Genomic DNA, 19,834 nt, shown 5'->3' with positions numbered 1-19,834 from the left:
TTTCAATGCCAGCCCAGTGCTTTTTTACCGGCTTCCAGAGCGGTTATGATCCGCTCCACATCGTACACATTCCCTCTCCATGTTCCTCCACTGACGGACTGCAGCGCAGCCCACAGCCTGGTGTCATCCGGCAGAGCTTCATCAGGCCGCATATCCGGGTGGAAGGGCCTTTGTGCTAAGATGAGAGCTCCCTCCTCTGGCGAAACCTCGATTTCCCCTTCACCGACAAAATTCATGCTGCCTTCCAGCGTGTTGCGATCCACGACAATATCGATCAAGTCACCGTTCCGAAGCTTGCCGATCGGCCCGCCTGCCAGCGCTTCGGGGCCAACATGGCCAATGCACGCCCCGGTGGAAACACCGGAAAACCGGGCATCGGTAATGAGCGACACGTATTTGCCGAATGGCAGATACTTCAGCGCAGACGTAAGCTGGTAAGTCTCCTCCATCCCGGTCCCTGACGGCCCCCGCCCGAGAAGTACGACGACGTCGCCTGCCAGAACACCGCCAGTCTTAATTGCACGGATCGCTTCGCGTTCGGTTGTAAACACTTTTGCTCTTCCTTTGTGACGATACACGCCATGGTTATCCAGTACCGTAGGGTCGATCGACGTGGATTTGATCACAGAGCCCTCCGGAGCGATATTCCCTGTTGGAAATGTCACGGTAGAGGTAATGCCAAGACGCTGCGAATACTCAACGCTCATAATGGCACTGTCCGGATCTATCCCGTCCTTCTCCTTCAGCTGCTTCCGCAGCAGATGACGGCGTTCCGACGATTCCCACCAGTCGAGAACCTCGCTCAGCGTCGTACCTGTTACGGTAAGCACGGACTCATCCAGTACGCCAAGCTGCCTGAGGTGAAGCATCACTTCGGGCACGCCTCCAGCTTGAAACACCCGAATGGTCGGGTGGAAGATCGGGCCGTTCGGCAGGGCGCTGACCAATCTCGGCACATCTTTGTTGACCTGGATCCAGTCCTGCACCGCAGGCACGGTTAAACCGGCTGCATGGGCAATGGCCGGAATGTGAAGCAGCAGGTTGGTAGAGCCGCCGAACGCGGCATGAACAGCCATCGCATTGCGAATCGCCGCATCGGTGACAACGTCCGCCATTCTCAGCCCTTCGGACTCCATCACCATCAGTGCGCGTGAGGATTGGCGCGCCATTTCGATCCAGATCGGCTGCCCGGAAGGCGCAAGCGCGGCATGCGGCACCGTCATACCCATCGCCTCGGCGACGACCTGGGCCGTTGCCGCCGTGCCCAGAAACTGGCAGCCTCCCCCCGGTGTAGAGCATGCCCGGCAGCCAAGCTCCGCCGCCGCTTCAAGCGAGAGTTCGCCGCTGACGTACCGTGCGCCGATCGTTTGAATTTTGCCTGCATCCTCTCCATCGACAGGCGGCAGGGTGACGCCTCCGGGAACGATCACTCCGGGCAGCTTCGGCATGCCTGCAAGCGCAAGCATCATCGCCGGCAGACCTTTGTCGCAGGTGGCGACGCCGATCACGCCTTTGCGCGTCGGCAGGGAACGAATCAGTCTGCGGAACACGAGAGCGGCATCGTTCCGGTACGGGAGCGAGTCGAACATGCCTGTCGTGCCCTGTGATCGGCCGTCACAGGGGTCGCTGACATATCCGGCAAACGGTATTCCGCCGCGGCTCGCTATCTCTTCCGCCGCAGCCTTCATGAGCAGGCCGACCTCCCAGTGGCCCGTATGGTAACCGAGGGCTGCAGGACTGCCGTCCTCATTGCGAATTCCGCCCTGCGTGCTCAGGATCAGAAACTGTTTTCCGTTCAATTCCCCGGGCTTCCAGCCCATTCCCACATTCTGGGACATGCCGAACAAGTCGCCGCTCGGAGCGTTCCGCAGCAAATCATCGGTTAAAGGCAGACGTCCCGATGCCCCGGGAGCTTGCGCTATAATATCGAAACAATTTGAGTCCTTCTCCCCCATAATCGACATAATCGGTTCGTGCATGGCACCCTCCTGCAACTTATGACTTTACGAAGACTGTTTTGATGGTAGTGAAAAACTCGATTGCCGCTTGACCCTGTTCCCTGGAATGCGAGCTTGACATCTTCATCCCGCCGAACGGTGCCTGCAGCTCTACGCCGGCCGTTTCCGCATTGATCCTGACCAATCCGGCATCCATATCCCGGATGAAAGACAGCATTGCCCCGACATTTTGCGTATAGATGGAGGCACTCAAGCCATAGTCGCTGTCATTGGCCGTCTTTATGGCTTCCTCCAGGGAATCCACTACGATCAACGCAAGCACAGGGCCGAAGATTTCTTCCCGGGCGATGGACATATGCGGTTCGACACCCTCAAATACGGTCGGCTGGACATAAAATCCATCTTCAAGCCCTGGACCGTCCGCTCTTTTTCCGCCGGTCAGCAGTACGGCACCTTCATCCTGCCCTTTTTGAGTATAGCTCAGCACCGTTTCGAGCTGTCCTTCGTTCGCGCACGGGCCCATCCAGCTTTCGGATGACATGCCGTCGCCCAATCGGATCTCCCGGATTTGCGACAGGAGCTTTTCTTTAAAGGCTTCATATACTTTTCGTTCAACAATGACCCGGCTGGTGGCGGTGCATTTCTGGCCGGTGGATTTCAAGCCGCCGCTGATGGTGGCATCGACTGCCAAGTCCAGGTCGGCATCTGCCGCGATAATGATCGGATTTTTGCCGCCCATTTCAAGTTGATACTTGGCCCCGCGTTCCAATGCGGCTGCGCCGACACGCTTTCCGACTTCGTTGGAACCCGTGAACGTGATCCCGTTGACATCCGGATGCTCGGCAAGCGCAGATCCGATCACCGATCCTCTGCCGCATACAAGATTGAGAACGCCTGCCGGAATTCCCGCTTCCTCAAAGCATTCCATGATTTTGGCTGCCGTGACCGCTGTTTCCTGTGCCGGCTTTAACACAACCGTATTGCCGTAAATCAAAGCCGGGGCCGTCTTCCAAATCGGAATCGCTACGGGAAAATTCCATGGAGCAATCACGCCCACAACACCAAGCGGTACCCGAGTCGTAAACATCAGTGCTTCGCTGTCCGTCGAAGGAATGACATCGCCGACTTTTCGCATCCCTTCACCGGCGTAATATCTTAGGATCGCGACGCCGCGCATCGTCTCTCCCTTGGCTTCGGCTAGCGTTTTGCCCATTTCCCTCGTCATCGCCTCGGCAACTTCCTCGGCCCGGCGTTCCAGCACATTCGCCGCCTTGAACAGAACATTGCCGCGTTCCGCGCCGGTTAATCTCCGCCAGGCTCGGCCAGCTGTTTTGGCCGCTGCGACAGCACGGTTCAGATCCTCTATACCGGAAACCGGTACATAACCGACTACCTCATTCCGATTCGCCGGATTGATGCTGGGTTCGGTTTCTCCGGACGCAGCCTTTATCCATTCTCCGTTGATATAGTTCCTGTATACTTGCTCTCCCTGAAATGCCGTCATGGAAATATGTCCTCCTTATTAAAAACTAATTTGATAAGACACGGTTCACCAGCGTTCCGATACTGCTGATCGAAATGGCAATCCGGTCCCCGGGCTCAAGCGTAAAATCATTAGGCGGCACAATGCTTGTGCCTGTCAAAAGCACCGTACCATCGAATAAATCGTTGTCCTTTGCCAAGAACGAGACCAGCTCATCCAGCTTTCGGTTTAATTCACTCGTACTCGCCTCGCTCTTAACGACAATGCGACCCTCGCGATAAATCTCGCAGACGATGCTGAATGCATATGGATTCTGTACCGTTTCCGCAAGCCGGATGGCCGGTCCGATGGAACAGGAATTGCGCCATATTTTTGCTTGCGGCAGGTACAGCGGGTTCTCCCCTTCGATATCGCGGCAGCTCATGTCATTGCCGACGATATATCCCACAATGCTGCCGTCTGCCCCAAGCACCAATCCCAGCTCAGGCTCAGGGATCTGCCATGTGGAATCACTGCGCAGCGTGACGGCCTCGTTCGGTCCGATGGTGCGGGCAGCCGTGGATTTGAAAAAGATCTCAGGCCTCTCAGCCTCATAAACTTTATCGTAAAATGTCTCCGCATCCAGTTTTCCATCCGTTGCTTCATAATTTCGTGCTTCGCGGCTTCGTTGATACGTTACGCCTGCCGCCCATACCTCCGGTGCTTCCACTGGCGTGACAAGGTGCAGAGAAGTCCAGTCACCAGCCAACTCATTCACCGGACTAAAAGCGCTTTCAACCAGTTGGACAGGAGAGATCCCACGCTCCCTGGCTTGATGGATCAGAGTCATAAAATCCGGCTGTGGCAGACGATAGACTCTTTCATCATCCGTAACTGCTGCCAGCCGCTTCTGTTGCCCGTCCAGAAATCGAATTATTCTCATTCAGGCTTGCCTCCCATTTCCCCTTTGGGTTGATAGTATTACCTTAGCATCACAGATGGTCCCTGACGATGTGCTAATCATGACGTCGATTTATCCTTTTCACGCATTGTAATTCTGTTAATATAAATGTATCCGTATCTGGAATTCAGATTTTTTCGAGGAGGTTGCTGTGACCAAGCTTTCAGAAGCTGTATATTTAGGCCGTCTGCCCGATGTTCGGATGTCTTTTCAATTATTAGGACTGCACGCAAGAAAGGTGGATTCCCACTGGACTTATCCGTCTCATGAGCATTCCATGTATGAGATCCACTGGTTGATGGATGGCGAGATGAACATGGTGGTCAACGGACAGTTGTACAGACAGTCCGCCGGAGACCTGTTGTTCATCCATCCCGGTATGACTCATTCCTGCACCGGCGCCGGAACGCAGGGCTTCACTTACTTTTCCGTTCATTTCAGCGTACACGATACTTCGTTTTGCAGAGAACTCAACCGCTGCAAGGACATTTATTATTCGGCCGATTCGGCATTGGCCCAGGGACTGTCTTCCTCTCTATCTACATTATTTGATCTGGCCAGAGAGCACTTGTCCAGCTCATTACCGGCCTTCAAACAGATGAAAGTGCATGCAGCCGTCTTTGAACTGCTCGGCACCCTGGTCGGCCAGTTGTCTCAGAACGTATCCGTAACCTTGACAAGAAAAGAAGCCATTGCCCGTCAGGTGGCCGACCAAATAGAGGACTCCGTGCGATATATTCATCTTCATGGTGAAATTCAGGAAAGCGAGCGAACCTGGATCCAGGACATCGCCAAGTCGCTGAATCTTAGTCCCTCCCAGATCAATCGGATCTTTCGTGAAGTGTACGGCAAAGCACCTCGCAAGTTCTTGTCAGAAACCCTTTTGGGCGAAGCTCAGCGGCTGTTAAAGCAAACGGATTTAAGCATGGACCATATCGCGATGATGCTAGGATATAAGACCAATGCGCATTTTAGCCGCCAGTTCAAGCGGTGGACAGGGATGGCGCCCAGTGAATACAGAAACTGAGTCCAGCAACGGTCATTAGCTTATGCCGGATCAGTAACCTCATGAAGAATGCGTATCACGAGCAATAAAGTTAATTGTTGCTCTCTCATCCCTTTTCTGGGTGAACGTGTAAGACCGGCCGGCTTCTCCCGTAAACGAAACGGGGTCAAGTCCAGGAGCTTCCAATCGGCACGGACCGGAAACCGCGCAGGTCACGACCGCTTCAGTTACCTGTCCCTTCGTCCAGGTGAAATTCAAGGTGAAGCCACCTCGTGCCCGCAGTCCTCTGACTTCCCCATCACTCCAGCTGTCTGGCAAGGCGGGCAGCAGCCGGATCCGACCGGCGTGGCTTTGCAGCAGCATCTCGGCAATACCCGCCGTGCCGCCGAAATTACCGTCGATTTGGAATGGTGGATGGTTGTCGAAAAGGTTAGGCAGCGTGGAGTGATGGAGCATTGCTCTTACGTTTTCGTATGCCTTGTCGGCATCCAACAGCCGAGCCCAAAAGTTGATAATCCACGCCCGGCTCCAGCCGGTGTGTCCGCCGCCGTTATCCAGCCTGCGTTCCAGAGTCGTCCGAGCCGCTGCGGCCAGCTCCGGCATGGAATCCACGTTAATGCCTTCGCCCGGATAAAGCCCGAATAGATGGGAGATGTGGCGGTGTCCGGGCTCCACCTCCTCGTAATCCTCCATCCACTCCTGAATTTGTCCATATTTGCCGATCTGCGGTTTGGGCAGCCGTTTCAAGGCGGCAGCGAGCTCCTCGCGGAACGCCTCATCCCGCCCGATAATTTCTCCGCTGCGGATGCAAGCCTTAAACAGGGCTTCGATAATCTGAAAATCCATCGTGGCCCCGGCGCAGAGAACCCCTGTCTCGCCACTTGGCAGCCTGTAGCTGTTCTCGGGGGAGACGGATGGACAAGTTACCAGAACACCCTCGTTATTTTCCACCAAATAATCGAGCAGGAACAACGCCGCCTCCTTCATCGTCTCGTATGCCCGCGCCAGAAAATATCGGTCCTGACCGAATCGGTAATGCTCCCACAGATGCAGGCACAGCCAGGCGGCGCCCATCGGCCAGAAGGAAGCGGGAAGGTACGTATCCTGCGGGGCCGTGTCCGCCCAAATATCCGTATTGTGATGCGCGGTGAAGCCCCGGCAGCCGTACATGACGCCGGCCGTAACCCGCCCGGGCTCCCGCATCCGTTCGATCAGCTCGAACAACGGCTCGTGGCATTCGGCCAAATTGCAGTTTTCCGCATGCCAATAATTCATCTGCGTGTTAATATTGATCGTGAATTTACTGTCCCATGGGGGAGTAAAGCTATCGTTCCAGATGCCTTGAAGATTCGCGGGCAAAGAGCCCGGCCGGCTGGAGGCAATGAGCAGGTAGCGCCCGAATTGAAAATAGGTCGCGATCAGGCCGTGGTCTTCCTCGCCGTGTTGGAACCGCTTCAACCGTTCGTCGGTCGGGAGCGCGGCTTTGTCCGGATTCTCGGGCAGCTTCAGTTCGACCCGTCCGTACAGCTCGCGGTAATCGGCGACATGCCGGGCTAACAGCTCGGCATACGGAACTCGGCTCAACTCCTCCAGCCGCCGTTTGCCGTCAAGCTCCGGGTCGGGATGCCGGAACGTCGTTCCGGCGGCAAGCAGCAATGTGACCGAGCTTGCGCCGTCCACCAGCAAATACTCGCCAAGCGTGCGGCAGACGCCGCCTTCCGGGACCGCCTTCAAGACGGCGCTTAAGGAGCTGCCTCCTTCGCCGCCGCAATCCCCGCGCATGACCAGCCCGCTCGCCTCCCATTTGTCCGTCTTCTCCACGTACCTCCAGTTCCGGCGGTTGAACCGGGCTTTGAACGTGACCGCATCCTGCTTGTCGGCGGTGATGCGGATGACGATCGCCTGATCCGGATAACTGGCAAACAGCTCGCGCGTATACCTGATCCCGCCGATCCGATAGCTGACCCGGGATACACCGCGCTCCAAATCAAGCTCCCGCATGTAATCCTCGGCAAGCTGGCCATGCTGGCCGAACGACAGCAGCAGATCGCCGAGCGGCACATAGTGCCGCTGCGCTTCGGGCAGCCCCGCCATCGTCATCGCCGCCAGCTCCTCCGCTTCCTGCAGCCTGCCTTCCATAATCAGCTTGCGGATCTCGGGCAAATGGGGCAGCGCATCTTCGTTGTTGCGGTCGCGCGGGCCCCCGTACCATACCGAATCCTCGTTAAGCTGCAGCTTCTCCTCGGCCGTACCGCCGAAGATCATCGCGCCCAGCCGGCCGTTTCCGATCGGCAGCGCCTCATTCCATTCGGCCGCCGGTTTTCTATACCACAAGCGATGCTTCAGTTCCATGCCATTCAAACTTGTCATACTTCTCCTCCAATCCGCTATCGCTATTTGAACTAGTTCAGCTCCACCAACGCCTTGATCACCTTCGATTCCGGCAAGAGCCAGCTGTCGAACCTGTCGATCATGTCCTCGAGCGAGCTTCGGTGGGTAATGTAATCGGCGATGTCAATGCAGCCGCCGGTTATGGCCGCAATCACCCGCTCGAAGTCCTCCCGCGTCGCATTACGGCTGCCCTGCACCGTCTTTTCGCGCGCGTGAAAATCGGGATCGTTAAAGGTAATCGTGCTTTTTACCAACCCGACAAACGTCTAGGAACCGCCGTGGCCGACGAGCCCAAAGGCGCTTTCCATCGACGAGGCGCTGCCCGTACGGCCGTTTCGCTTAATTTCAGAGTGAATTCGGTTTCCTCGATCTCGGCGCCGCCTGAACAAGAATCGTATGGCCGATGCCGTGTCTCTGCAAATGCGGTTTGAGACCGGAAGGCAAATGGTCGCGGTAAAGCACCGGAATTTCGGGCGTCATCCATCCGTAATCGTTGCGTTCGATTTTCCAAAAATGCTGATGGGCGTCAATGCGCATCGAACACAACCTCCATTCCACCTTGTTGTAACATCCGATAACCGAATAGAAATTGCCGAATCCCGCATATTTGTACCTTTTTTTGATGTCACGGTCCCAAATCGAAGATCACTTAAACGCCGAACTTTAAAAATAATGAAGACAAGAGCCCCCGCGTTCTGAGCGAAGACTCCTGTCTCCAAGAAGCCGGGCTTATCGGGCCACGGTTTATTTCGATATTGTCGATGAATCGTAAGCAGCCTGCATGATTTCAATATAACGCGGCATGTTCAGACCCTCCAGCCCTTTTACATAATCATCCCAATCCTTATCCAGGCTCTTGCCACCGGTGATGAACAGCAAGGCGTTCTGGTCAATATAGTCCTTGATGTTCGTCTGCATCATGCTGGCTTCGTCGGCAACCAGCGGGTCGACCCATAGCGCCCAGTGCGGGAAGATACCTTGCGGCTCCTTGCCTTCCATCAATAGCGTTGCCTCGTACAGGCGGCGTTCGTAACCGTCATCGGCGTAAATATCTGTGCCCTGAACCTCGGCATCGCGGTATGCCCGGTGATGGTTATATTGGGTTAATGCTCCCCAATTGTCATTGCGGGGCTGTTCCCCGGGTTCAAGCGGGATCGCTTTATAGAGCGGCTCCACTTTATCGTTCAGCGCGATTTCTCCATCCTGCGGCTTGCGCCAGCTTTTGCCTTCTTCACCGAGGTAGGAAAGCATCGCGCCTTCTTGCGTGTAGAAATAGTCCAGCATTTGAATGGCGGCGATTTGGGCCTCTTTGCTCGCTTTATTCGTCAGGACGAAGGATGCGCCCGGATCAATCGGATAGTTGAATGTTGCATAATCGACATGCGGTCCTCGCAAAGGCGGAAGCGGGTTATAGTCCTTGCTGTACGGCGCGTCTTCTCCCGTCGTCAGGAACAAGGCGGGATGCATGCCGGCCCCGGCGCCCAACAGCTGTGCGTCCGCGTTATCCCCGATTTTTTTGTACGCGCCTGCATTTTGCGTAAAGGCTCCCGGGTCAATGAGCCCCCCATCATAAAGCGATTTGATGTAGGCCAGCGCTTCCCGCCATTCCGGTTTGTTCGCGGCGGTGTCTACCTGGCCCTCCTTCATGATGAGATACGTTCTGTCGTCGTTGTATATAAAGCCGTTCATAAGGTACGGGATTACGTGAACGCCGAAATTTTCGACGGATCCGCTGAGCGGCACTTCGTCCGCCTTGCCGTTGCCGTTCGGATCCTGTGTCTTGAAGGCCTCGAGAACCGCTTTGAATTCTTCCGGCGTCGTCGGCTGCGCAAGCCCGAGCTGATCAAGCCACTTCGTATTGATCCACATTTTATTCGGGTAGGAGCAGTGGAAGCATTCGTTTAAGCCGGTCAATCCGTAAATATTGCCATCCGGCGCGGTGTTCATCGCTTTATAATATTCGTTGTTCTCCAGCACTTCCTTAATGTGCGGAGCATGCTCATCGATCAGGTCGTTCAGCGGGATGATCACTCCCTGCTGTCCGAACTTCAATAAGTCCGTCTGCGAGAAACGGTCTACCCATGGAATAAGCATATACAAATCCGGATAGTCCCCGGACGCGAGCGAGATTTGCCGTTTTTCGGCCGCGCCGTCAAACGGAACGGTTGTCCAATTGAATTTGATGCCGAATTGCTCTTCCATTTTTTTCGTAAACTTGTTGGTTTTCAGATCCATATCCGATCCTTGATGGGCAAAAACGTTGATCGTTACCTTCTCGCCGGAGTCCGGCATGCCGCCTTCCTTCCCTGCGCTTCCCGGGTTGTCATTTCCGCCGGAGCATCCGGCAAGCACAAAACTAAGCATCAGTATGAGAACAAGCAGACGAGTTGCTTTTTTTCTCAAATCAATCTCCCCCTCATGAATTGGTAATGCAACATAACGGGCTCTGCCCACGATCAGCCCTTCACGGAGCCGATCAGCATGCCTTGCACGAAATAGCGCTGCACGAACGGATAGATCACCAGCACCGGAAGGCTTGCCACCACAATAAGCGAGTATTTCATGAGCTCGGCCATTTGCTGCTGCTTCACCATCTCCCCGGCGTCCATATTGCCCGTTCCGCTTCCCAGGATGAGAATGCTGCGGAGAATAAGCTGAAGCGGATAGAGCGATTGCGATTTCAAGTAGATCAAGGCATCGAAATAGGCGTTCCACTGCCCCACCGCGTACATAAGCGAGAGCACGGCGATAATCGGTTTGGCAAGCGGAAGAACGACGCTGAAAATGTAGCGGATGTCGCTGCACCCGTCGATGTCTGCCGCCTCGGAAAGCTCATCCGGGATCGAGGTCTGGAAGAAGGTTCTGGCGATAATGACCTGCCATACCCAAACGGCATTCGGAATGAGCAGCGCCCAGCGGGTATCGATCATGCCCATCGATTTGACGACCAGATAGGTCGGGATCAACCCGCCGGAGAACAGCATGGTGAAAGTAATGAAAACCATAAGCGGCGTGCGGCCGAAGAATGACTTTTTCGACAGCGGGTAAGCGACCATGATGGTCAGGGATACGCTGATGAACGTACCGGCAACGGTATAAAACAGCGAATTGGCATAGCCTGTCAGCACCTGGCCGTTTCGGAACACCGCCTCGTACCCTGCCAGCGATACGTCGACCGGCCACAGCCACACCTTGCCTGCAGAGACGGCGCTTGGACTGCTCAGGGACGAGCTTACGATGTAAATAAGCGGATACAGGACGGCAATTAAAACCAAGATCAGCAAGATGTAGGTCACGCTCAGAAAAATACGGTCCCCCAGCGACTCCTTGATCCTCACGCTCCGTCGGCTTCCGGAATGGGCCCGCAATGCGTTCATGTCACTCACTCCTTTTTGTGAAATTTACCAGAGGCTGGTATTGGATGCCCGCTTGGCAATGGCGTTGACGACTAGGAGCAGCACCAGATTGATCAATGAATTGAACAATCCTACCGCCGTGGCGAAGCTGTAGTTCGCGTTCAGCAATCCGATTTTGTACACATACGTGGAAATGATCTCGGACGAGGACAAGTTCAGCGGATTCTGCAATAAGTACATTTTCTCGAAGCCGAGTGCCATGATGTTGCCTACACTGAGAATCAGAATGATGACCGCGGCCGGCAGAATGCCGGGAAGATCGACGTTCAGGATTTTCTGGAACCGATTGGCGCCATCCACTTTGGCCGCTTCATATAATGACGGGTCCACTCCCGCCAGAGCAGCAAGATAAATCACCGCGGAATAGCCCATGGTTTGCCATACGTCGGACAGCACGTAGATCGTGCGGAACATGCCAGGCTCTCCAAGATAATTGACCGCTTCAAAGCCAAGCGCGCCAGCAATGGTATTCACGATCCCAAGACGCGGGGACAGGAACAGCATGATGATGGACACCATGACCACCGTGGAGATAAAATATGGCGCATAGGTGACCATCTGCACGGTTTTTTTGAACCTTGCGCTCTTCACCTCGTTCAAGGCCAACGCCAGCAGAATCGGGATCGGAAACCCGACGATCAATTGATAGAACGAAATGTACAGCGTATTTTTGATCAGTGTCACGAACGCAGGGTTGCGAAAAAACATCTCGAAATACTGTGTGCCGACCCATGGACTCCCCCAAATCCCTTTCATTACGTTATAATTCTTGAATGCTAGCACGGTGTTTGCCATAGGCGAGTACTTGAAGATGATGAAGTACAAGACCGGCGGAATGACCAGCAGATACAGCTGCCAATGTCTTCTGAAGCTTCGATAGGCGGCTCTTCCGATTTCCGAGCGCTTGCCGCTCGGGGCTCTGACCGTTTTGGACTTGGAAAATAGAGTACTCAGTTCCATCCCTCCTTCGATGAGTAGCTGCCAATGAAGCCAGAACTTAATTTGGCAGCGCTTTCTTGTGCGTAATCATAAAATTGCACGCTCGGCTTCGTAAAGGCACACTTTCTCCCTTGCCGTACAATTTCGGAAACGGATGCTTTCCAAGCCTTGATTTTACTAGGTTTTTCATTAGGCGGATTCGATTAAAAAGCGTCCGCCAACACGTTCGATCCCCTTCGATTAAGCAGACGGCTGACCTCCTTTTACGTAAAAGATTGGCGAGATCGCCGTCTCCTTAATCGGCCATTTGCCGGAATGTGCTCGGCGACACGCCGCGAACCCGCTTGAAGGCCCTCCGAAATGAATGTGCGCTGTTATACCCCACCTGCGCGGCGATCTCGTCAATCGTCAATAGGTTCTCCTGCAGCAGCTCGGCCGCCTTGCCGATCCTCACCAGCTCAACGTAGTCCGAAGGATTCGTTCCCGTATGTTCCTTGAACATTTGGGAGATATACTTTTCGGGCTTGCCAATATGCTCCGCGATACGATAAAGCGTCAACTCTGCGTCGGAGTAACGCTCGTGGATATAGCGGATGATCTCACCCACGGTCTCGGCATGCATGTCGCATTTTTTCTTCCGGACGTCCATGCAGATATCATGAATGAGCTTCCCGAATCTGTCCCTGAGCTGATCGACCCCGTCCGTCGTCGTAACGGCCGCGATCTGTTCCTTGATATGGTCGGTCAACGACTCGTCGTGGAATATTTTTTGTTCGGCCAGCTTCAAAAAGGTTCCCTTGAGCTCCGTCACAAACTGCTGCGTCATATCGTACGACAGCTCCCTTTCTTCAAAGTTCCGGCTGAACAGCTGGTCAAGAAGGCGGCTTGTTTCCTCCAGTTCACCCGCCTTAAGCGTATTGAGCATACGCTGTTCGGATTCAATCGGATAATAGTACAGCTCCGTTGCTTTCATCGCATCCTCGAACCGGGTGATGCCGACTGCCCCAGTGTGGACGGCATATTCCAACGCTTGCTGCGCTTCGTTGAACGAGTCAGCTACGCCGTTCCACGCGTCGAACACCGAACCCAGCCCGATCGTGATCGACAATCGATGCTGCCGATATACGGTATCGACCAGTTCGAGCAAACCGGCTTCCAGGCGACGATGTAAATCGTCCAGCGGCTCTCCGGCAAGCGCATGCACGAAAGCGATCTGGTCCGAACCCCAGTCCGTAACCAGCACATCGGGTTCCAGCCGGCTCAAGCCCTGCCGGACGATCAACCTTGCGACGCTGAGTTCCTGGATGATTTCCTCACTGTCAGCGCTGCCATATCCGGCAACTTTTAGAATCCCTGCACGTCCATGCTCGCCGCGGAGGCGGACTCCGGTTTGACCGGAGACCGCCTCGATCTCGCGCAGCGTATAGAAGTCGCCTGTCAGCAGCCGCTTGATAAACGCATCCCTAAGCAGCGGGAGCTGATCGTTCAGTGAAGACTCCAGCAATTCATTGTTTGCGATCAGCGCCGCGATATTGCCGGCCAGAAAATCATACTCGTTACCGATCTTCTCCCGAGAAATGTGGTTTTGCTCGCGAAACACGGACAGGAGCGAATGGAGCTTAGCACTGTGCCGGTACGCGAGCACAAGTCCGATCAGCAAACCGATGACCAGCGCAGCCAGCGTAAACGTCGTCGTGACCCGCTGGATTTTGTCGGCCTTCGTCAACAGCACCTGCTCGGGTATTCCGGCCATATAGGTCCACCCGTTCAGGTCGGACCGGATGGAAATCAACAGTCTGCCGTCGCCCGTTGGGCTGACTTCGCCGTTTTCGTCTCCCGGAGCTTCGGTGAAGCGCTTGGCTTCCTCTTCGCCGATGCCGCGGGACAGGATCAAGCTGCCTTCCCGGTCCGCAACCACCGCCCAGCCGCCGTATTGGTCCACGATGTTTTGCAGCAGGCTGCCCATATGATCTTCATCGATCATAACGCCGATCATCGCCTGTGGATTGTTGAAGCTGTTAAGCGGTATCGACTGGAGAAACGTGACTGCCGGTATTTCGACAAACACCGTATCGCGGATTTCCCGCCTATATTTCTTAAGCGGAATCAACTCATTTAGATGAGGTTTCTTTAATACGGCCTCTTCCCATTCCTCGAACGTCATTCCTTCAAGCCGATTCGCCTCGTAATAATGCTCAGGCCGGTAATAGACGGTGCTCGGCGTAATAATGGCGTTATAATTGCGTATGTAGATGAAGAAATTGGACAGGTAATCGTTCGTGCTGCTGTACATGGACAGACTGCGCTGCATCCTCCCCAAGCCGTAAACGTTGTTGCTGTCGAGCGGCTTGGGATCGGCGATCAGACGATATAAATCCTGATTGATCGCAAGCTGCTTCGTGAAGGCTTCCACCTCCACCAGATGCCGCTCGATGATCTCTTTTCCCAGATTCAATGAACTCAGACTGTTTTCGATCGAGCTTGATTTTGCTACTTCAATCGAAGCCCTGTACGATGCATAACCTGCGATTTGGGGGATTAACAGCACAATCAGGTAGGAAATCAGAAATCTGCGGAACACGGGGGAGAACTTGGACCATAAACGCTGCATATGTACCCTCCTCAATAGAAAGCGTTTTCAAAACTGAAGCAATTCGATGATACACTTGACTGTTCGCAAGAAAAAGGTACAATTCCTTCCTCGGAGTACAATTGCATACGATATGGCAATAGGCTAGGAGCGAAAGGACGCAAATTCCTTTACGAGGCAATATGATCAATCAGAGCTAATATAAACATTAAGGGGTTTGGCAGGAACCACTGCGAGCTGTGTGTCGGCACTTCGTGGATTTCCTTACTGATTACCAGCCCAGAACAAAGAGCTGCCCTTCCAAGTCACCCTTGTGACTTGAAGACAGCCCTTATCATACGCTTTGTTAACAGTACCGTAAACGATGTGTTACCGTCCGAGTACACCCACAAAAGTCGTAACGCTTTGCGCGGGAAGATGAGCCCAGAAATTGCTCCCTGTTACATTGAGAGACGTTCCTGGCTGGAGATTGCTGCTGCTGCTCGTGATCCATCGGGATACCTGCGAAACGGATCCATTCTGAAGGACAAAGTTTTGATTGACCCCGGAGTTGTTCCGGTTTATGGCAACGATAACGATTTTGTTGTCGCCTTTATAGGCTGATACGTAAACGTTCGTTTCTGGATTTTTCGAAGCATCCACCCTGATATAGCCGGGACGGACAAATTTGGAGAAATGAGCCATATTGTAGCCGCGTTTGCTGATCGTGCCGTCCTCTTTCATCGGACCGTAGGATCTGCGGATATACCACCATACGTAAGCTTGAAAATCTCCCTCTACCATCGCGTTGTGGATATGGTAGGACACATCCAGGGCTTCGGGCCAGCGATCTGCCGAGTTGTTTTCGCTGTTCGGGTAGTACACCTCGGTCATCCAGAGGTCTTTTCCCGCTCCTTTTTGTTTGAATAGTGGATACGCGAAATTACTAACTTGGGTACCGTATAGATGAGCGCCAAGAATATCCATATTGGCAAGCGCCTGGGGATCATTTAGAATCGGGTCCGACATATTTTTCAGATATTGGAATGATTCCGGTGCGATCACTCTGCTGTTGATCGATCCGGCATTTTCTTTCATAAAGCGAAGCATTTCCTGCGGCGTCCACCACGTCCAGTCATGCGCATAATCGGGCTCGTTCTGGACGGAAATCGCGTAGAGATTCACGCCATTGTTTCTCATGTAGGTTACGAAATCGTTAAGATGCTGGGCATAAGCGGCATACTTGTCGTAACGAAGTCGCTTTGCCGACGTATCGCCGTTGCGGTTGAAGGTCTCGACCATGTCGGCGGGCGGATTCCATGGCGAAGCGAATACGATAGCTCCAAGGGCAATCGCTCGTTTGGCCGTATCCAGTTCACGGTACCACTGATTTCGGTCTTCGTGCACGTAGATTCTTAATATCGAGAATCCTAACTGGTTGTTTCCGTTTCCGAATGCGGTTTCTCTCTGTGCTGCCGTCAAATCTCCGATCCATGCCGGGTGGTTGATGCCTCCGAAACCGCGTATCACTTGTTTCTCCGACGATACATTCACAACGGCGTCGCTGGCTGCGGCAACATCGCCAGGTGCCGCCATGAGAGACAACGCAAGGACAAGGGCCAAACATGCACTTATGGCTTTCTTATAACGTGAAATCAAGAAACGATTCATGAGACTGCTCCTCCCAAAATTTTTTTTTTGGATTCGTGTCAGGATGCACTCGGTTGAATTCATATCCGACCTTTCAATTCCACTCCATCCCTTCCTCAGTTAGCAATCGCTTTATCGCTTTGGAAGCCTCGACGAATAGTTGGGGATTGGTGAATCCCTCGAACCTTCCAGCGGCCCGCAGATGCGGCTCCAAAGACAGAAAGCCGGAATACCGCCTGCGGCTAAGCTCTTGAAGGAGCAGACGTAGCTCGCCGTCTCCATCGCCTGCGGGCACGACCATCCCCTTCCCCATCATGGCGTCTTTGACATGGATATACGCCGTATAGTCGCCGACCAATGGGTAGGCCTCGCCTACGGGTTTCACGCCGCACTGCACGAAATTCGCCGGATCGAATGCCGCCCGCAAATGGGGGGACGAAACTGATTGAAGCAACTCCAAGCATCGCTCGCCGGTGTCTCCGTAAATATGGCTTTCGTTCTCATGAAGCAGTACAATGCCTTCCTGCTCTGCCAACTGAGCGAGCCGAAGCATGCGCCGTATTACCTCTAGCCGATACTTCTCGTGGTCTCCGTCGGGAATGTAAAAGGAAAACACGCGGACATAAGGCGCCTGGAAATACTTAGCCAAACGAACGGCATGCTTGGCATGTTCGAGATGAGATTCAAAGTCGTCGGTGATTTGGATTTTCCCGATCGGCGATCCGATTGAGGAGACTCCGACCCCCCGCTGCGATAATCGTTCTTTTATGCCAGACAACTCTTCTTCCGTTAACTGCAGCACGTTTTTCCCCCATACGCCTCGAAGCTCAAGATAACGGATGCTTTCGGATTCAAGGACATCCAGCTGTTCCTCCAAATCCTGGGAGATCTCATCCGCAAACCCGGTTAACGTGATCATTCGACCATTCCCTTTCTTAGCTGAAAATTTCGATAATAGCAAGCGGCGATTCCATGGTAAAATTACAATCCAATCACAGGTTGTAAAAGTTCATTAGGACGTTACAATTTTTTTAAAAGGAGGCGATTTTCGCATGGAGCTTGAATATCACCCTCATCTCGTACCGAATATCTTTCTGTTCGTAGACCGTAAATGTTATCCGGATTGGAAAATTCAGAAGTCCCGAATCGGATTTCATGATTTGACGTTCGTTGTTGAGGGCCGGGCAAACTACTACATTGACGGCAAAAAATTTGCAGTCGAAGCAGGCGACCTGGTATACGTTCCCGGAGGAAGCGTACGAGAAGCCCATACATGTAAGGAGTCGCCCATGCATGCGTATCCGTTCAATTTTTTCTGGGCCGATCCGCATAATTATATCCGGCTTCCGTTTGGCGTGGTCACAAAGAAATTGATCACCAAGGAGATTCTTGCCTACATCCGTGAGTTCAACCTCGTGTGGATGAATAAACAACCGTTTTATATGATCCATGCGCGCGCATTGTTCGAACTCATTCTCCATCGGCTGCTCCGCTGCATGCATCGCCAAACGACGATGCAGATGGATCCGCGGATCAAGAAACTGACAGCATTCATCGAAGAGCACTATGCGGAAGACTTGACGTTAAACGATTTTGCCGAGCAGCTCAATCTCCACCCCGTCTACCTTGGAAAACTATTCAAGCTGAACACCGGTTCGACCTACAAGGAATACCTGCAGCGCGTTCGCGTAAATAATGCTGAAATCATGCTGGCGACCGGCAATTGTACTGTTACGGAAGCCGCGGAATGCTGCGGTTTTTATGACCTTTCCTATTTCAGCAAAGTGTTCAAGGAATCGAAAGGCTATCCTCCCTCTGCCATTAAGAGGCATTAATCGAAATCGCTTTCCAACACGAATGGCTTTTCCTGAAGCCGCCCTCCTAATCGAAAGAGGATGCGAGGGCAGCTGTTATGCTTGACGATCCCTGCTCACTTTTTCCAAACCGCATCAATCGCTGACTGGAACGGTCCTTTATATTTCTCGACGACCGTCGAAACCGGGATGCCTTCCATGATTTCCCCTATAAACTCGTAATAAGGCATCGATGGATATCCGCTGTCGGTATCGATCACTTTAATGCTCTCACCGGCCATCTTGGCATTTTCAATATCGTCCTCGTTGCTGAATAAAGTCTCCAGCGTAGATTGTTTCGGATAGTCGTAGATCGAGTCGATATCGTTGATTTTCTCATAAATGTAGACCAGACGTTCGGGATGCTCCACCGCGCTTGGAATCGTCAAGTAGTTTGGGATCGTATTATGTGAATGATAACTTGCTGCGCTTGGCCCTTTCGGGAATGGGAGAAAGCCGATATCGTAATCCGGCATGTCCTTCTTGAAGTTTTCCATTTCATAATCGCTGCCTGCAAACATCAATGTGTTGCCTTGGCGGAAAAATTGGCCCGGCTCGGTCCAGTCTCCCCCTTCCGTTGGTCTCCCGACCGCCTCGGTTGCAAGGCGCGACAAGAAGTTCAGCACTTCCAAGGTTTTAGGATCATCAATGCCTTGCTTATCGAGAATGACCAGATTCGCTTCGTTCGAAGCCATTGCAGGAACCAGCAGGGAAGCGGTTGCAAGACCCCAAATATCCAACTTGCCGTCGTTATTTGAATCTTTGTTCGCTTCTTTCGCGACTTGAATGAACGTATCCCAATTCCATTTGTCTTCGTTCACGTATTCCTGCAACGGCTTCATGCCCAATTGATTCATTAACGTGCGGTTATAGAAAATGCCGGATGACGCGCCGTTGATCCCCGTCCTGAACCCGTAGCCCCTTCCTTCGTATTGGGAGTACTCGTTCGTATACTGCTGGATGAATACCTTCTCATTCTTGGCGTATTCATCCACTGGCGCGAACAAACCTTGATTGACCAGCGTCGGAATCATCCATGGCCTTGCAACCCGGATGATATCGCCGATCGGTTCGCCCGCTACCAGCGAAGCTGTCACCTTGTCCTGATACTCGCCGAAATCCACGGTTACGTATTCCATTTTAAAATTATGCTTTTCCATTAACTCTTCCAAATTTCGTTTCCGATTAATGTTGTCAGGGTTGTCTTCCTGAATGGACTCGTCATACCAGGACACCCATTTGATGGTGCTGCCGCCCATATCAAAATCCATTTCCGGCGTACCGGTTATGTCTTCCTGGCCACTTGGTTGGTCTGCCGGTTCCTCGTCTTTCACTGCAGGCTCGTTGACGGCCTCATTCGCTATGCCGGGTTCGCTCGACTTCAGATCACCGCCCGAACCGCTGCTGCATGCCATCATGAACACCAGAATCAGACTGCAGAACAGCAGGCTGATCTTTCGCATCCACATGCGTTATTCCCCTCCCTTGGTCATGGCTGCATTCATGTTGCAGCGCTTACATTTTGTAGCTACCAAGATCATATAACTGCTTGCGTTAACGGACCAGAGAGAAACTAAACATGATTTGTAATTACTAAAAGTGTTGATGCTCTGGGCAACGCAAAGGGCC

General features: G+C 53.2%; 15 protein-coding genes. 2 read left to right on the top strand and 13 right to left on the bottom strand.

Annotated elements, in window-relative coordinates; genetic code table 11:
- Window positions 1–2 precede the first annotated feature (2 nt).
- From ACETK5_RS11710 to ACETK5_RS11700, 3 genes are read right to left on the bottom strand one after another with little or no spacing between them, the layout of a single operon-like run.
- A complete protein-coding gene (locus tag ACETK5_RS11710) occupies window positions 3–1,979 on the bottom strand; it encodes a YjhG/YagF family D-xylonate dehydratase (protein ID WP_394055771.1) in 1,977 nt (658 codons plus the stop codon).
- A gap of 16 nt (window positions 1,980–1,995) precedes the next feature.
- The gene (gene gucD / locus ACETK5_RS11705) at window positions 1,996–3,462 is read right to left on the bottom strand and encodes an alpha-ketoglutaric semialdehyde dehydrogenase GucD (protein WP_394055769.1); all 1,467 of its coding nucleotides are present in this window, start codon (window positions 3,460–3,462) and stop codon (window positions 1,996–1,998) included.
- Between the two features lie 25 nt (window positions 3,463–3,487).
- Complete coding sequence (locus tag ACETK5_RS11700) at window positions 3,488–4,363, bottom strand: fumarylacetoacetate hydrolase family protein (protein WP_394055768.1); 876 nt, start codon at window positions 4,361–4,363, stop codon at window positions 3,488–3,490.
- Between the two features lie 169 nt (window positions 4,364–4,532).
- On the opposite strand from ACETK5_RS11700, the gene ACETK5_RS11695 reads away from it, so the two are divergent.
- Window positions 4,533–5,408 carry a helix-turn-helix domain-containing protein gene (locus tag ACETK5_RS11695; RefSeq protein ID WP_100537259.1) on the top strand — a complete coding sequence of 292 codons (876 nt, stop codon included), beginning with the start codon at window positions 4,533–4,535 and terminating at the stop codon, window positions 5,406–5,408.
- Window positions 5,409–5,447: 39 nt separating this feature from the next.
- Here ACETK5_RS11695 and ACETK5_RS11690 read toward each other — a convergent pair whose 3' ends face one another.
- The 9 genes from ACETK5_RS11690 to ACETK5_RS11650 all read right to left on the bottom strand — a co-directional run bounded on the left by ACETK5_RS11690 (window position 5,448) and on the right by ACETK5_RS11650 (window position 17,271).
- A complete protein-coding gene (locus ACETK5_RS11690) occupies window positions 5,448–7,757 on the bottom strand; it encodes a glycoside hydrolase family 95 protein (protein WP_394055766.1) in 2,310 nt (769 codons plus the stop codon).
- Between the two features lie 32 nt (window positions 7,758–7,789).
- Window positions 7,790–8,032: an MDR/zinc-dependent alcohol dehydrogenase-like family protein gene (locus tag ACETK5_RS11685; protein WP_394055764.1), complete on the bottom strand. Its 243-nt coding sequence runs from the start codon at window positions 8,030–8,032 to the stop codon at window positions 7,790–7,792.
- A 91-nt stretch (window positions 8,033–8,123) separates the two neighbouring features.
- On the bottom strand, window positions 8,124–8,315 hold the full coding sequence (locus ACETK5_RS11680) for a hypothetical protein (protein ID WP_394055762.1): 192 nt from the start codon (window positions 8,313–8,315) through the stop codon (window positions 8,124–8,126).
- Window positions 8,316–8,522: 207 nt separating this feature from the next.
- Window positions 8,523–10,181 (bottom strand): ABC transporter substrate-binding protein, encoded by a 1,659-nt coding sequence (locus ACETK5_RS11675; protein ID WP_394055760.1) that lies wholly within the window; start codon window positions 10,179–10,181, stop codon window positions 8,523–8,525.
- A 53-nt stretch (window positions 10,182–10,234) separates the two neighbouring features.
- A complete protein-coding gene (locus tag ACETK5_RS11670; RefSeq protein WP_015735508.1) occupies window positions 10,235–11,155 on the bottom strand; it encodes a carbohydrate ABC transporter permease in 921 nt (306 codons plus the stop codon).
- Window positions 11,156–11,179: 24 nt separating this feature from the next.
- Window positions 11,180–12,154: an ABC transporter permease gene (locus tag ACETK5_RS11665; protein ID WP_394055758.1), complete on the bottom strand. Its 975-nt coding sequence runs from the start codon at window positions 12,152–12,154 to the stop codon at window positions 11,180–11,182.
- Between the two features lie 274 nt (window positions 12,155–12,428).
- Window positions 12,429–14,744: a helix-turn-helix domain-containing protein gene (locus ACETK5_RS11660; RefSeq protein WP_394055756.1), complete on the bottom strand. Its 2,316-nt coding sequence runs from the start codon at window positions 14,742–14,744 to the stop codon at window positions 12,429–12,431.
- A gap of 348 nt (window positions 14,745–15,092) precedes the next feature.
- On the bottom strand, window positions 15,093–16,361 hold the full coding sequence (gene xynC, locus ACETK5_RS11655) for a glucuronoarabinoxylan endo-1,4-beta-xylanase XynC (RefSeq protein ID WP_394057410.1): 1,269 nt from the start codon (window positions 16,359–16,361) through the stop codon (window positions 15,093–15,095).
- Between the two features lie 85 nt (window positions 16,362–16,446).
- Complete coding sequence (locus ACETK5_RS11650; protein WP_394055754.1) at window positions 16,447–17,271, bottom strand: sugar phosphate isomerase/epimerase family protein; 825 nt, start codon at window positions 17,269–17,271, stop codon at window positions 16,447–16,449.
- A 133-nt stretch (window positions 17,272–17,404) separates the two neighbouring features.
- On the opposite strand from ACETK5_RS11650, the gene ACETK5_RS11645 reads away from it, so the two are divergent.
- On the top strand, window positions 17,405–18,187 hold the full coding sequence (locus ACETK5_RS11645; protein WP_394055753.1) for a helix-turn-helix domain-containing protein: 783 nt from the start codon (window positions 17,405–17,407) through the stop codon (window positions 18,185–18,187).
- Window positions 18,188–18,282: 95 nt separating this feature from the next.
- Here the strand turns inward: ACETK5_RS11645 and ACETK5_RS11640 are convergent, their stop codons facing one another.
- Window positions 18,283–19,674, bottom strand: a complete 1,392-nt coding sequence (locus ACETK5_RS11640; RefSeq protein ID WP_394055751.1) for an ABC transporter substrate-binding protein — start codon at window positions 19,672–19,674, stop codon at window positions 18,283–18,285.
- Window positions 19,675–19,834 lie beyond the last annotated feature (160 nt).

The organism is Paenibacillus ilasis, assembly GCF_043195395.1.
Classification (GTDB): Bacteria; Bacillota; Bacilli; order Paenibacillales; family Paenibacillaceae; genus Paenibacillus_AQ; species Paenibacillus_AQ lautus.
Note: the sequence above shows the minus strand (reverse complement) of the source record. Positions and strands in the feature narration are given on the sequence as shown.

Bases quoted from the DNA above. Each gene is read 5' to 3' on its own strand.
- ACETK5_RS11710 (WP_394055771.1), bottom strand. From the start codon at position 1,979: ATGCACGAACCGATTATGTCGATTATGGGGGAGAAGGACTCAAATTGT.
- gucD (WP_394055769.1), bottom strand. From the start codon at position 3,462: ATGACGGCATTTCAGGGAGAGCAAGTATACAGGAACTATATCAACGGA.
- ACETK5_RS11700 (WP_394055768.1), bottom strand. From the start codon at position 4,363: ATGAGAATAATTCGATTTCTGGACGGGCAACAGAAGCGGCTGGCAGCA.
- ACETK5_RS11690 (WP_394055766.1), bottom strand. From the start codon at position 7,757: ATGACAAGTTTGAATGGCATGGAACTGAAGCATCGCTTGTGGTATAGA.
- ACETK5_RS11680 (WP_394055762.1), bottom strand. From the start codon at position 8,315: ATGCGCATTGACGCCCATCAGCATTTTTGGAAAATCGAACGCAACGAT.
- ACETK5_RS11670 (WP_015735508.1), bottom strand. From the start codon at position 11,155: ATGAACGCATTGCGGGCCCATTCCGGAAGCCGACGGAGCGTGAGGATC.
- ACETK5_RS11665 (WP_394055758.1), bottom strand. From the start codon at position 12,154: ATGGAACTGAGTACTCTATTTTCCAAGTCCAAAACGGTCAGAGCCCCG.
- ACETK5_RS11660 (WP_394055756.1), bottom strand. From the start codon at position 14,744: ATGCAGCGTTTATGGTCCAAGTTCTCCCCCGTGTTCCGCAGATTTCTG.
- ACETK5_RS11650 (WP_394055754.1), bottom strand. From the start codon at position 17,271: ATGATCACGTTAACCGGGTTTGCGGATGAGATCTCCCAGGATTTGGAG.
- ACETK5_RS11645 (WP_394055753.1), top strand. From the start codon at position 17,405: ATGGAGCTTGAATATCACCCTCATCTCGTACCGAATATCTTTCTGTTC.
- ACETK5_RS11640 (WP_394055751.1), bottom strand. From the start codon at position 19,674: ATGTGGATGCGAAAGATCAGCCTGCTGTTCTGCAGTCTGATTCTGGTG.